The organism is Pseudomonas parakoreensis, assembly GCF_021602155.1.
Classification (GTDB): Bacteria; Pseudomonadota; Gammaproteobacteria; order Pseudomonadales; family Pseudomonadaceae; genus Aquipseudomonas; species Aquipseudomonas parakoreensis.
In genome coordinates this window covers 1-11404 of sequence record NZ_BQHY01000037.1, presented here as the reverse complement: position 1 = coordinate 11404, position 11404 = coordinate 1, and the positions used below count along the sequence as shown (strand labels likewise).

At 58.5% G+C, this 11404-nt stretch carries 16 protein-coding genes and 1 pseudogene; 1 reads left to right on the top strand and 16 read right to left on the bottom strand.

The features are described from left to right. Together L6D63_RS27985 and L6D63_RS27980 are read right to left on the bottom strand one after the other, a co-directional pair. A partial coding sequence (locus tag L6D63_RS27985; RefSeq protein ID WP_236170486.1) for a tape measure protein occupies positions 1–767 on the bottom strand: 767 nt, incomplete at its 3' end. A gap of 60 nt (positions 768–827) precedes the next feature. After that, on the bottom strand, positions 828–1328 hold the full coding sequence (locus tag L6D63_RS27980; protein WP_042559963.1) for a hypothetical protein: 501 nt from the start codon (positions 1326–1328) through the stop codon (positions 828–830). A gap of 204 nt (positions 1329–1532) precedes the next feature. Between L6D63_RS27980 and L6D63_RS27975 the strand changes: the two genes are divergently transcribed. Then, positions 1533–1778, top strand: a complete 246-nt coding sequence (locus L6D63_RS27975; RefSeq protein ID WP_034120564.1) for a hypothetical protein — start codon at positions 1533–1535, stop codon at positions 1776–1778. Between the two features lie 486 nt (positions 1779–2264). Here L6D63_RS27975 and L6D63_RS27970 read toward each other — a convergent pair whose 3' ends face one another. The 14 genes and pseudogenes from L6D63_RS27970 to L6D63_RS27905 all read right to left on the bottom strand — a co-directional run. Beyond that, complete coding sequence (locus L6D63_RS27970; protein ID WP_042559967.1) at positions 2265–2477, bottom strand: hypothetical protein; 213 nt, start codon at positions 2475–2477, stop codon at positions 2265–2267. Between the two features lie 47 nt (positions 2478–2524). Further along, entirely contained in the window at positions 2525–3040 is a 516-nt protein-coding gene (locus tag L6D63_RS27965) for a hypothetical protein (RefSeq protein ID WP_052906174.1), read from the bottom strand. Positions 3041–3088: 48 nt separating this feature from the next. Further along, positions 3089–4018: a phage tail tube protein gene (locus L6D63_RS27960; RefSeq protein ID WP_131671989.1), complete on the bottom strand. Its 930-nt coding sequence runs from the start codon at positions 4016–4018 to the stop codon at positions 3089–3091. Positions 4019–4087: 69 nt separating this feature from the next. Then, entirely contained in the window at positions 4088–4771 is a 684-nt protein-coding gene (locus L6D63_RS27955; RefSeq protein WP_236170485.1) for a phage tail tip fiber protein, read from the bottom strand. An 18-nt stretch (positions 4772–4789) separates the two neighbouring features. Continuing rightward, on the bottom strand, positions 4790–5185 hold the full coding sequence (locus L6D63_RS27950; RefSeq protein ID WP_054898877.1) for a phage tail terminator-like protein: 396 nt from the start codon (positions 5183–5185) through the stop codon (positions 4790–4792). After that, the gene (locus tag L6D63_RS27945; RefSeq protein WP_054898878.1) at positions 5182–5562 is read right to left on the bottom strand and encodes a hypothetical protein; all 381 of its coding nucleotides are present in this window, start codon (positions 5560–5562) and stop codon (positions 5182–5184) included. The genes L6D63_RS27950 and L6D63_RS27945 overlap by 4 nt, the downstream gene beginning before the upstream one ends. A gap of 2 nt (positions 5563–5564) precedes the next feature. Continuing rightward, positions 5565–5930 carry a hypothetical protein gene (locus L6D63_RS27940; RefSeq protein WP_054898879.1) on the bottom strand — a complete coding sequence of 122 codons (366 nt, stop codon included), beginning with the start codon at positions 5928–5930 and terminating at the stop codon, positions 5565–5567. Between the two features lie 2 nt (positions 5931–5932). Next, on the bottom strand, positions 5933–6310 hold the full coding sequence (locus tag L6D63_RS27935) for a hypothetical protein (RefSeq protein WP_054898880.1): 378 nt from the start codon (positions 6308–6310) through the stop codon (positions 5933–5935). A 3-nt stretch (positions 6311–6313) separates the two neighbouring features. Beyond that, positions 6314–6490 carry a hypothetical protein gene (locus tag L6D63_RS27930; RefSeq protein ID WP_155401140.1) on the bottom strand — a complete coding sequence of 59 codons (177 nt, stop codon included), beginning with the start codon at positions 6488–6490 and terminating at the stop codon, positions 6314–6316. A 49-nt stretch (positions 6491–6539) separates the two neighbouring features. After that, positions 6540–7508, bottom strand: coding sequence for a major capsid protein (locus L6D63_RS27925; RefSeq protein WP_054898881.1), 969 nt, complete (start codon positions 7506–7508; stop codon positions 6540–6542). 9 nt (positions 7509–7517) lie between these two features. Then, positions 7518–8264 carry a DUF6651 domain-containing protein gene (locus L6D63_RS27920; RefSeq protein WP_131671977.1) on the bottom strand — a complete coding sequence of 249 codons (747 nt, stop codon included), beginning with the start codon at positions 8262–8264 and terminating at the stop codon, positions 7518–7520. 122 nt (positions 8265–8386) lie between these two features. Continuing rightward, positions 8387–9445 (bottom strand): phage minor head protein, encoded by a 1059-nt coding sequence (locus L6D63_RS27915; protein ID WP_131671978.1) that lies wholly within the window; start codon positions 9443–9445, stop codon positions 8387–8389. 3 nt (positions 9446–9448) lie between these two features. Further along, positions 9449–10783, bottom strand: coding sequence for a DUF4055 domain-containing protein (locus L6D63_RS27910; protein ID WP_309295589.1), 1335 nt, complete (start codon positions 10781–10783; stop codon positions 9449–9451). Positions 10784–10828: 45 nt separating this feature from the next. After that, positions 10829–11404 (bottom strand): annotated as a pseudogene (locus L6D63_RS27905) (terminase); the annotation flags it as partial.

Below are 11404 nucleotides of genomic sequence, written 5' to 3'. Positions count from 1 at the left end.
TCGATCTGCCCGACAGCAGCAAGGAAGTTGTTTTTCAGTGCGGTCGATGCCTGCTCAAACCGGCGCGGCATGCGATCAAGCTCCGAGTTCAGCGAAGTCAGAGACTTGAGAAGCGCATTGGTAACAACCTCGGCAGTGATCTTGCCGTCGGCAGCCATCTGGCGAATTTGGCCGTTGGTGACGCCCAGGTACTCTGCCAGCGCACGGGTGATGCGTGGCCCCTGCTCCATAACAGAGTTCAGTTCCTCGCCGCGGAGCGTGCCAGAAGCCAAGCCCTGGGATAGCTGAATCGCGGCGTTCGAAGCCTCCTGCATGGTGGCGCCGGAAATTACGAACGCCTTGTTGATGGCATCGGTTACCCCAAGCAACTGCTCGGTGGTGTAGCCGGCGCCTCGGGTGGCGTTGGCCAGGCGGGTATACAGCGAAACAGTCGACTCCAGCGAGCTGCCAGTATTGTTCGCCATCGTCAGCAGCTTCTGGAATGAATCGGCAGCTACAGAAGTCGATGAACTTACGAGCGCCAGAGAGCCCTGCATGGACTTGAAGGCGTCGGTCAGTCGAATGATCTCGCTGACCACTCGACCGGCACCGAGGGCCGCGAACGCCACACCAGCCGCCCGAGCCGCCGAGCCAGCTCCAGACATGGAGTTGGCAGCCTGATCACCAACCACAACAAGGTTGTTCAGTGTGATGCGCAGTTGCTCGCCATTACGCTGCGCCTGCCGCGAATCGATGATGATATCCAGGCGACTGGATTGCTGGGTCATAACGTTTCTCCAGGCGAAAAAAAACCCGCCGGAGCGGGTTGCGTGATTTTTTGTACTGCGCTAGATCTGGATCGCCTCCAATACCCACGCACCTCTAGTCATATCAAATCTGATGGTCGCGTCGAACGGATTAGGCAAGTAAGCGCCAAATGCGTTTTTTGCCCTGACATTCGCGCTGACCCTAAAGGTGCAGGCGCCGCCTACCCGCTGAACACTGACCTCGGGGTCGTTAGGCCATGGGAATACGGCAGAATCTGGGTCTTTGAGGCGGCGCTTTACTTCAAGGGTTACGGCGCTGAACGCACTGACGGGATCATTGCACTCTTTCTGGCTCCGCTCCTTCCTGGCGTCCGCCGCTGCGGCATAACTGTTGGCCTTCATTCCGGCGGTGGGATGACGCATCAAGTAGAGAGACAGGACGAAGTTTGCGATCAGTGCGACGGATAATGTCAGCACCGAGCCCTTGACTATCGGCATCCTTGTTGGAACCTTTGGCCACGCCAGAATCAGCAGCGCTAGGCCTACTGCGACACCCATGAACCCAAGAAATCCACCGAACATTAACGCTCCTCCCTGTTTGATGGCAGCAATCTACCACCATCGGCGGAAAGCACCAAAGCGTGCTGTACGAATCCACAGTAACGCCCCGCCGCTCACCGATAGTAGCCTCTTGCCTTCACCCAACGGATAACCCCAGTCCTTTGCCTGCAAGCCCAAGGACTGGGAGAGCGCCAATTTCGGCGCGTTTATGACCTGGAGGTCAATGTGTCAGACCAAGCACTCAAAGAAACAGTCATCGCCCAAAGCATCATCATTAATGCGCTAATAGCCGCAGTTCGCAAAAAGGACGCTATTGATTTGGGCCTCTATAATGACCTGATCGCCAAAATGCGCGAAAAACATGTCGAGGACGGCACCGGCAAGAACAAAGTTTTCAACGAGGTAATCGAAACAGCAAGATCAGCTGCTCTTATTCTGGATCAGCAGCCGCCGTCTTTCCCCCGCGGATAAATTCCGAGATTGAACCTACCGCATGCGCTACTGAGGCGTCTGTGGCTACTCGCAGGCTCGACTCCTGGCTGAGTCGAGCCTTTATATCTTCAATCTCACGCTTCAAGCCCGCCACTTCTTTCGCAAGGCCTTTGTACTCGCTGCTCATATCCCACTCCTGCGGCCATGCCGCGTCATGTTGGCTGTCACTACACGTCGTCATCTAGCGCAGCGCAGCCGGTCCGCGAATCGTTCCAGCCGCACTTTCCAGGAGTGCCCGTTGTTCTTGCGTCACAAGATTCGCGGGGAACCTTCCGGTATCACGGTCGGCAAGATCTGGCCAAACTCCTTGCAGGACTTCAGCCTTCGCAGATTCCGTGGCGCAAATACCACACGTAACTGAGACCATTTCGAACTCGGCTCCCGCAGGCGTGAATGTGCTCATTTTTGCTCCTGCGGGACGTCCCGCGCTGTGGTTAATCTTCATCACAAACCGAGCACCCGAGATCACTTGGTCATTGAGCTTTCCTGCTGCTCTGCCCATCTTTTGCGGAAATCGTCATCAAGGGCGAATATCACAGCATCAAACTCTTCGCGGGAATATCGCTCACCGTAGGCTGCCAGGTAGTCACTCAGATCCCGAACAGAGAGAGGTGCCGGAACACCGTTCATGCCGACATACTGCCGCCCCCGACTGATGACGTAGTAGGCTTCCAGCATATCGGTGGTTGGACCGTCCAGCTCTGGCGGCTCAGGGATGTAAACCCTCAGCTTTTCGTGGACTTCTCTTTTGCGCTCGTTTTCCGGGCCCGCCCACTCGGCTGCCCAGCGGTAGGCGGCAAGGGCTTTTCCACTGTTTCGGCCACCTGCTCCTTGTGACGTAGGGCGATGTCATTGGCAGCATTCAGGGCGAGGAAGTAAACCTCTGGCATCTGCTCGATCAAAACAACGCCGCGCTCCGGGGTATACGGCGCAGGTGCGTCTGGATCTTCTGCCTCTGCAACACCCTCCCAGTCGAGGATCAGGTGCTTGCATGCCAGCTCAACGAAAAGAATATCTGGATCTGGTATTTCAACCGATGACTTCTTGAGGATGTCGAACTCTTCAGTCCCTACGCCCATCTGGCGCGAGGCGAATTCAAGGTGTCGCTGAATCTGGCGGTAGTCGCTGGTGTAGCCTGGTCGAGCGGACGATCCGATCTGCAGGCGCAGGCCGGGGGCCGGCTCGATCCATCGCGTAGACACCGCATCGAGCGGATCTTTCTTTTTCAAAATAAAGGTCATTCTGTACCCCAGCAACGAGGCCCTTTCAGGCCTCTGCATTATTAGCGGTTAAGGCGTAACAGCAGGCACGCGAGTAATCGTTGGCGGGATGCGTCGGGCCGAAACAGCCAGCTCCACCTCAATGATGTCGGTCGCACCACCGTCCGGCCAACTGCCTACCGCTTCCATTTCTGGCAGCAGCACCGTGTAAGCACCGTCAGCATTCTCGAGCGTGAAGCTCATGGCTACCGATTCGCCGGTACGCTGTTTGCGGTACAGGGCGTAGGAAGCGGCAGACCAGGCCACGGTGACGCTACCGGAGGCGCTGAAGGTTGTCGGGATAATGCTGCCGGCGAACGCATCACCCGAGCCCAAGCAGCGCTGCGTCTGGACTGCGTTATCGAAGGTCAGCGACATTGCGCTGATGCAGGTGCCGTTAGCTGCCGAGGCGGCGACACCATCCAGAGTCAATGCGGTGAAGTTCTTGAAGTTGAATCGAGAGCCGTCCGGCTCCGCAGCGGCAGCACTGAAGAAGCTGGTGCCATCGGCCTTGTCTTCCCAGTCGGTCGCCGAAAACGTGGTGTCAATGGTGACATCGTTGTCGGTGCCGAAGGTGAAGGCCATCGATGCCACTTGTGCGCCGCGAGCAACTGACGCAACGGTCACATCGCTCGCGTAGGAGGCGATCGAGTAGCTGATGCGCTGATTACCCATGGTCAGAGAGTCAGCCGTCCAGCGCGCGCCGAAACACGACTCCAGGAAATCATCGACTGCGCCGCCGTAGCGCCACTTCATACCGATCGCGCCAGCCACATCAACCGTGGTCGGCGTGGTGCCCTGACTCATTCGAGTCGAGCCAATTTCGTTGTTTTCTGCGGTGTTCTGGGTTGGGCCGATACCGAACGAGGTACGGATCAGCTCTTTCCAGCCAGTCGCGGGCGTCACGCCCTGGGTTATTTCTTCAACATAGGCCGTGGCGACCTTTGCTCCTGACGACATGGGTATGTCTCCTTTCTGCGGGCGTAAAAAAACCCGCGCTTGGCGGGATTGACTGGATCGAAGGGGAGTTTATTTCTTGCCGAACCCGGCAGGTCCGCCGCCGCACATGCAATTGATGGTTAATCTGTCAGCGCTTACCAAAAACTGCGAACCGATACCCAGTCCGACACCGGCGGCAACGTATTGCCCTTGCTCATTGACCTGCATCTTCAAAGACCACTGCGGGGCGAACTTGGCCTTGATCGTGGAATCCTTGATTGACGCCTCGCTCACGAAAACAACGCCATCAACTACCACGAAGGGCTCTGGCTTCTCTGGCTTTTCCAGATTGCCGATGCGGCAGCGAACTGCGCCATCGGTAGTGATAGTCAGGACGCCATTGACCACCGAGGCTCGCGTACCGGAAGACTTCGCCTTCTCTGCACGATCCTGCGCCTCTTCCGAGGTCTCTTGCCGAACATAGGTTAGCGTGGTGCGGTAGTCCGATCCGTCGCGGTCAAATGAGAAGTCCTCGGTCGTGAACTCTGCGCTTTCTCGGTACTTGACCGGGATCTTCGACAACTCGGCGCCGATGAAGGCATAACGCTCCATCGCATTGGCTGGAAGTTCACGATCAGGCCACTGACCGGCAGTTATCGTGACCAGTTTTGGTTGCGGCGACTCGATTCCGGGACCAGCGATATTCAGCTCAAACGATCCTTCATTTTCATACTTCCAACCGGATACGCCCGGCACGTAGTCATGGCTTTGCATTGATGCTCTCCAGCGACCTCAGTAGGCGCGATATGGAATTTTAACGTTGACCTGATACCAACCGTTGCCGTCATCGCCAAGGGTTGCGGCCGAGGCCGCGAAACAGTCGAAACCGCTCTCGCTGAAGAATTCGAAGTGCTGCACCAGCGTATCGGCAGCCCGAGTGATGGCGAGCGTACCCTTGTAGCTGGGTACAAACAGCTGAATGATGATGATCCCGGTGCGCTGCACGCATGGCGACAGGCCGACTTCTGGCGTAGAGGACAGACCTGGAACGTCGGCCAGCCTTGCCCAAATCGGCTTCCCGGACGGGTCGAATATCGCGTTGTTCGGGAAGTCGACACTCGCCGCCGGGATGCCGGTCCATTGCGTCATGCGCGTGGTGACGATGTTCCGGATCTGTTCGAAGGTCATTGGTTGGCCCTCGCCACGCTATTGAATGCTGCGCCGAACATGCCGGCGGGAGCCTTCTTGGAATAGCCATCCTCCAGACGCTCGATGTACGGCAGATTATTTTGGATGTAAACAACGGTGTATGGCTCAAGCCCTGTTAGGCGTGTTGCGCCTTCCGTGATAGTGGCGCCACCTTCCTTATCGTAAGCGTCAAGCGAGGCATAAACCGGCTTGCCGATCGATAGCTGGTTGTTCGCCCGTGCGCGACCGGTATCAACAGGTGTTCGCATTACCACCTCGTTCAGGCACTGAATCGCGATCGTCCTGATCTTCTTCGATAGGTCCTGTTCAACGGCGCCCATAAACAGGCTCGGCGGGATGCTCCAGCCTCTTGCCATGCTCAAGCCCTCCGCAGGTGAAGCTGGTACGTCGCGCCAGTTGGATCGGGAAGAACCAGGTGGACGAGAAAGTTTTCAGTGCCGGCGCTGATGGTGTGGCCTACGTCCGGCACGGCGTCTATCTCGTTGCTGAGGATGACGCACTTCGCATCACCCACCTTGATGTTGATCCCGTCGATGCGCTCGACCTTGAAGCCGGTGATAACGCCCCGACCTGTGTAGGTGATCGTTTCAGCCGTGGTTTCTTCGGTGACCGGGTCAAAGACGCCGGGGCCGTTGTAGCTGCCGACGATCTGGCTCACTGCATCTTCCAGCTTTCCGTCAAACGCCTTGGACAGTTTGGTCTGAAGTTTGTCCTTCATGCCCATGCTCAGCCCCTCACCATCGCGATGGAGTTGGTGCCATTGACCCATGGATAGATAAGCGCCATGGCGAAGCTCTCCCCGGAAGACAGCGCGACAGATCCCTGAATGTAGGTTTCGCTTACAGAGACGCCGCCACCAGCCGATACCGTCTCGCTGATCGTCTCGCGCTCGACGGCCTTGTACAGGCCGCCCGTCGAGGCGACTTTTGCAACTTGGGCGCCGGCCTGTTTGATCTCGGCCGGTACTTCGGCGGGGACAGGACGCTTTATCTTGCTGGTCAGCCAGGCGTTGGCCTGCATCACAGACAGAACCGGATCACCGGCACCCGCCCAGCCCGACCCCAGCAATGTGTCAACGTCTGCAACAGTGATGAAGTCGGTCATGGGTTATTCCTGTTCGGCCTTCTGGCTTGCACCGCCGGACTTCGCTGCCTTGATCGGCTCGGGGTGCTTGTAGTCATCCGGCGCGAACTTGGCGTCGATGATCTTGTAGCCCTTCTGGCGCAGTTCAGCCTTGCGCTCAGCGGTGACCGGGTGCTTCTCGTAAACGACTTTCTCGTCCATGGTGGACTCCTGGAAGGTGGATTAGGCGACCCAAAGGCCGCCGTCTCGATTACTTGGTAGCGTCACCGATGGTGATAACGCCAGCGGAGGCCTTGATGCTGTTCGCAACCAGATCCCAGTTCGAACCCGTTGCCAGTTCGGCGCTGGTTGGCGACTTGCCGCCGTTTGCCGTATCCCATGTAAATCCTTTGAGACCCATGCCGAAGGTGTAATCCGCCTGCATGGTGGTCTCGATGCGCTCCTTGCCGTTGGAGGTCTGGATGTTGGTGATCAGGTCGGAACCGTCCATCACCATCGCAGCGCCGTCAGCCAGGCTCAGCACCTTCTGCTTGTTCGGGGTGCCAGCCTCGTACAGAGCGGCTGCGTCGGTGATGATCACCGCCTTGCCCAGGATGTCGACAACCTGCACACCGCTGAAGGTGAACAGCTTCTCGGCGTTGACCAGGTTCTTGCCGATCAGCTTGTGGTACATGGCGCCGGTCATGACCTGGGCAATCAGGCGCTGAGAGGCGTCACCGAACAGCGCGTGCGCGTTGTTGATGGCGACGTAGTCCACGCCGAGGGTGGCGGACACGTCATTGGTGGCGGTTGGCTGGTTGCCAATAGCGGCGACCAGGGCGGCGATGGCGGTGTTCAGCTGGTCCGACATGATGGCTTCGGACAGGTTGCGGCTGATCACTTCCAGGGCTTCCTCCGGGTTCTTCTGAACCCACGACAGCTGCGAAGGCTCCCACAGGATTGGGCCGAAGCCGCCTGCGATCTTCACCGAGTCGTACTGCTTCTGGGTCAGCGGGGTTGCCGCTTGAGTGCCGTTGGCTGCGTAACGGTCAACACGACGCTGGGCGCTGTGCAGGCCAGCCCAGAACGACTCTTGCAGGAAGTCGCCGTCGATGCCTTGAGTGGTCAGGCGGATGGAGCCAGCGGAGGCGGCGTTGAACTTCTCAACGTCCTGAGCCAGGGTTTCGATGGTGGTTTTCTTGAGGTACTCATTGAATACCTTCATGTTCGACAGGGACATAGTTGCTCCTTAACTTGTTGCGGTCATGGCCTTAATGGCTGCTACGCGATCTGCTTTGCTGCCGCCAAAGTTGCCCTTGGCGCCGGGATTACCGCCGCCACCGCCCTGAGCGCCGCCGCCATTGGCATCGGAACTCTTCAGGATGTGGTCGCGGTGCGGGTACTGCGAGACGAGGGTTTCAAGCGACTCGTTGAAGTCGGCCAGCTCTCCCGGGCGGGAGCGACTGAAAATCTTCTGGCCTTGAGCGTCATAGGCGACGACCTTGCCTTCTTCGATTTTGAAATTGCTGCCGAAAGTGGCCTGAACCATGTCAGCCGGAACTACCATCTTCTCGGCGATGAACTGCGAGCGGGCGAAGCTGCCACCGATTTTCTCGGCGTACAGTTGCTGCTCGAAGCCGCTTGCCTTGGCCGTCAGTTCGTCCAGTTGTAGCTGATAAGCCTTGCTGATCTCGCCCTTCACCTTCTCGATCTCTCCGGCATCCACCAGAGTTTTAGCGTCGAGATTTGCCACTGTAGCCAGAGCTTTTTTGGCCGCTGCTGGGTCGTCGATGCCTTCGAAGGCCTTCACGGTCTTCTCGGCAGTCTCGGCCCGCTGGCGATTGTCCTTGGCTTCAGCGTTCAGGCGAGTGATGGTGCTTCGAGTGCCAGGGGCATCAAACGCCACCTCCTTACCGTCGTCTTCGACATAAACCGGCTTGTCGTCCTGGATTTCAGCGTATTGCTTGCCATTCACTTCAACTGTTTTCAGCTTCATTTCGTCTCTCTAGGCCATCCGGCCAGTTGTCGGGCCATCCGGCCCAGTGCGCCCCGCTCATCCGAACAGACAGGCAATAAAAAGCCCCGGCGTTTGCCAGGGCTGAATGATTTTGTTTGTGGTTACAGGCCGGCGCGATCAAAGGCCTCAGGCACCATCTTCCGAAGCTGATCCAGCGTGCGCGGCTTGAAGTTGTTGCCGATCTGCAGGTCAGAGAACTGCTCAGGCGTCATCCCGCCATCGCGGAACAGCTTCGCCCGGGCCTTGCCGATGACCGTGTCCTGAAAGGCTGCTGGCTGCGTCTTGATCCACTCGTAGTAGCTGGTATCCGCCTGGACCTGGCCGCTCATGCTCGATCGGCCAGCCAGCGCACCCATTGACGGCGCATCCTTGAGGATCAGAATGAAGCTGGTCCGGCAGCGGATGTGAAAAGGTGGCCGAGGCCCCTCCTCAATCGCGTACTCGGTTCCGTCTGCGGCTCGACAGTAAGCAGTCGTTCGGCCGTCCAGCGTGGCGATGATCTTCACGCCCTGCAGGATGTCGCTGTTCTGCTTTGCGAACTGATTGCGCGCTTGGCTGGCAACGTGCTGCACAGCCGTGCGAGTGACTGCATCGGCGTTGCGGCTTGTGATAGCGAGCAGGCCGTCCGCGTACTTCATGTCCTTGGTGCCGCGCAGGGTGCGCATGATTTCTGAGTTGGTCTTACCCTCGAACCAGCCCTGCCGTATCGCACCGGTTACCCTAGATCGCTCGGCTTTGCTCCAGTCCTCGATGAAAGGTGTCAGCAGCTTCCCGCCATCAGCGCCCTTGATGCCGAGGGGCGACCTGAAGGCGGCCGTCTTGAGGGTTGAGAGTGCAGGGATGGTCGCGGTATAGCTCGGCACCGCAGCGCCGATCAAGACCGCCTCGGCGGTTGCTTGCCAGACTGCAACATCCATCAAATCCAGCTGCATCTGATCGGTGTATTGAGTGAGGATGCCGGCCAGCGCTCCATCCACCTGCTTGAGCATGGCATCGAGTCGAGCGCGCTTGAACTCAGTCAGTTCCGACTTTCCCAGCTGCTCGCGCAACGACCGGTCGATCTGCCGCAGGAACGGCGCGAACTTCTCGACCTCGCTGGACTTGAGACTTTCCAGCAGCACCGCATTGCGGATCGTGTCGCTGATCTGGTCGCTGCCCATGGGTTAATCGTCCAGGCTCACGCCTTTGCTGGGTTGAGTTTGTATGCGGGCAAGCTCCTTCGGCCAATCCAGTTCGTCGCTGATGACGCCGCGGCGCTGCATTTCGGAGTAGAGCGTTTCATCGCTGAGCTTGCCGGAGTTGGCCATGCTGATCAGGTTGGGCAGGCTGACTTCAGGTGCAAAATCCGAGTCAAAATTCCCGCGCATTTCGACGTGGCCACCATCACCGAGACTGCCGTAGTCGGCAAGGATCTGGAGCAGCTGAGCGATGCAGTCAGCGAACTGACCAGCCAGGCGAGCCAGCGGGGACAATTCCTGCGCCGCTTCCTCGTTGGCCTGTGCCGCCGTCTTCACGGCCTGCTTGTCCTTCTGGAGCAGCTTGGCCCCGGCCATGCGCATGTCATCGACCAGGTCGTTCAGTGAGTCGCGCCCGGCGGTGATTGCCGCCCCGGTGTGCTCGACGTACTTGGCGTTACCATCCTTCGGCATGCGGGTTGCGCTGGCCGAGCTGATAGTCAGCTGGAATTCTTCGTTATCGGTGAACACGAACAGCAGCGGGACGCGGGCAACGTGCAGCAAGTTGTCCTGGTCGCTCTGTGACTGCCAGTGCTTGACGTTCAGGTGAGCCAGTTCGAGCAGTGGCGGCTTAGCCGTCATCGGCCCGGTGCGGCCCGTGTAGAACGTCACCCATGGAATGTATGTGAGGCTGGTCAAGCCCTTGTCGTGCTCCGCCCATGCGCCGCCATTGTCAGGCTTGCGATAGGTGCGCCAGCTGCCCGGCTCCAGTACGCGGACTTGATCCGCGCACTTGACGCCGAATTCACCGTCTGCGACCTCGACCGACTCCATGTAGCGAACCTGCATCAGCTTGCCGCCGTCGAAGCGCCAGCCGAGCACCTGGCCCGGCTTGATGATGACAGCATAAGGGCGAACCCCAGCCGCTTGTTCCTCGGCTACGGTCTTGTACAGCTTGTTGCCTTCAGCGTCTCGGGTTGGCTGATGCTCAATCATCGCGTGACACAAGCCTTTGGCCAGCGCCTCGCGGAACCACTCGACCGACCACGAATTGAGGTCATTGCCTCCAAGGTCGATGTCGGCGGAAAGCAGCTTGATCGGCTCAGGAACGTCCTCACCCAACTGAAGAGGCTCAGCGAACACCCGTGAAGTGCTGCTGCTTACCGTCTCGGCATACGCGGGGAGAAGCGTGGACAGGGCCAGGCGCTCCTTGTAAGTGTCATCAGCCTCAGCCGGGTATTGCGGCAGGAGCTTGTTGCCGGCCTTGCGCATAGCCTGAGTTCCGCCCATCAGCGGATCAACAATGGCCCAGTGCTCGCGCATGCGCTCAACCGCCGGCAAGGCGATGCTTGGGTCATTACTCATGGGCTAGATTCTCAGGGATGTGGTGGTGGTTGGTGTCGGCTTGCGCTTGGTCATGGCGACAGCGAAGTAGCGCCAAGCATCAGCACCGTGCGACGTGCTGTCGTGCAGCGGTTTGTCTTTCCAGCAGCCATGCTTGTCGTCCCACTCCTTGCGGTATGCCTCAAGATGGGTGATGCCTTCGCTGCATTTGGATTCATCGAAAACGCAGCGCGGCAGGATCTCCCGAGCCGCTTCAATGCCAGTATCTACGCCAGTCTTCGGGACAACCTGAAACTTCAGGGTGTATTTCACGCCGTCGATCTCGTAGCCCTCTTTGGCGATGTCCTTGCGACTCTTGGCATCACTGCCGAACTCACGGTTTTCGATGTCATGCGGCCCCCAGTGCTCGGAATAGGTGTAACCCTTATCCTTAAGCACCTTCATGTAATGCCTCAGGCCTTCGCCGGAATTCTCGTAGTAATCGATGACGTGATATTCGTTGCCGACCTGACGCACGAACCAGATGGCCGTGGAGTCGCCGACGCCGATGTCCCAGAAGGTCATCACCGGCAGGTGGCTGTTGTCTGGCAGCGTGCCGAT

Bases quoted from the DNA above. Each gene is read 5' to 3' on its own strand.
- L6D63_RS27980 (WP_042559963.1), bottom strand. From the start codon at position 1,328: ATGTTCGGTGGATTTCTTGGGTTCATGGGTGTCGCAGTAGGCCTAGCG.
- L6D63_RS27970 (WP_042559967.1), bottom strand. From the start codon at position 2,477: ATGCTGGAAGCCTACTACGTCATCAGTCGGGGGCGGCAGTATGTCGGC.
- L6D63_RS27965 (WP_052906174.1), bottom strand. From the start codon at position 3,040: ATGACCTTTATTTTGAAAAAGAAAGATCCGCTCGATGCGGTGTCTACG.
- L6D63_RS27960 (WP_131671989.1), bottom strand. From the start codon at position 4,018: ATGTCGTCAGGAGCAAAGGTCGCCACGGCCTATGTTGAAGAAATAACC.
- L6D63_RS27955 (WP_236170485.1), bottom strand. From the start codon at position 4,771: ATGCAAAGCCATGACTACGTGCCGGGCGTATCCGGTTGGAAGTATGAA.
- L6D63_RS27950 (WP_054898877.1), bottom strand. From the start codon at position 5,185: ATGACCTTCGAACAGATCCGGAACATCGTCACCACGCGCATGACGCAA.
- L6D63_RS27945 (WP_054898878.1), bottom strand. From the start codon at position 5,562: ATGGCAAGAGGCTGGAGCATCCCGCCGAGCCTGTTTATGGGCGCCGTT.
- L6D63_RS27940 (WP_054898879.1), bottom strand. From the start codon at position 5,930: ATGGGCATGAAGGACAAACTTCAGACCAAACTGTCCAAGGCGTTTGAC.
- L6D63_RS27935 (WP_054898880.1), bottom strand. From the start codon at position 6,310: ATGACCGACTTCATCACTGTTGCAGACGTTGACACATTGCTGGGGTCG.
- L6D63_RS27930 (WP_155401140.1), bottom strand. From the start codon at position 6,490: ATGGACGAGAAAGTCGTTTACGAGAAGCACCCGGTCACCGCTGAGCGC.
- L6D63_RS27925 (WP_054898881.1), bottom strand. From the start codon at position 7,508: ATGTCCCTGTCGAACATGAAGGTATTCAATGAGTACCTCAAGAAAACC.
- L6D63_RS27920 (WP_131671977.1), bottom strand. From the start codon at position 8,264: ATGAAGCTGAAAACAGTTGAAGTGAATGGCAAGCAATACGCTGAAATC.
- L6D63_RS27915 (WP_131671978.1), bottom strand. From the start codon at position 9,445: ATGGGCAGCGACCAGATCAGCGACACGATCCGCAATGCGGTGCTGCTG.
- L6D63_RS27910 (WP_309295589.1), bottom strand. From the start codon at position 10,783: ATGCGCGAGCACTGGGCCATTGTTGATCCGCTGATGGGCGGAACTCAG.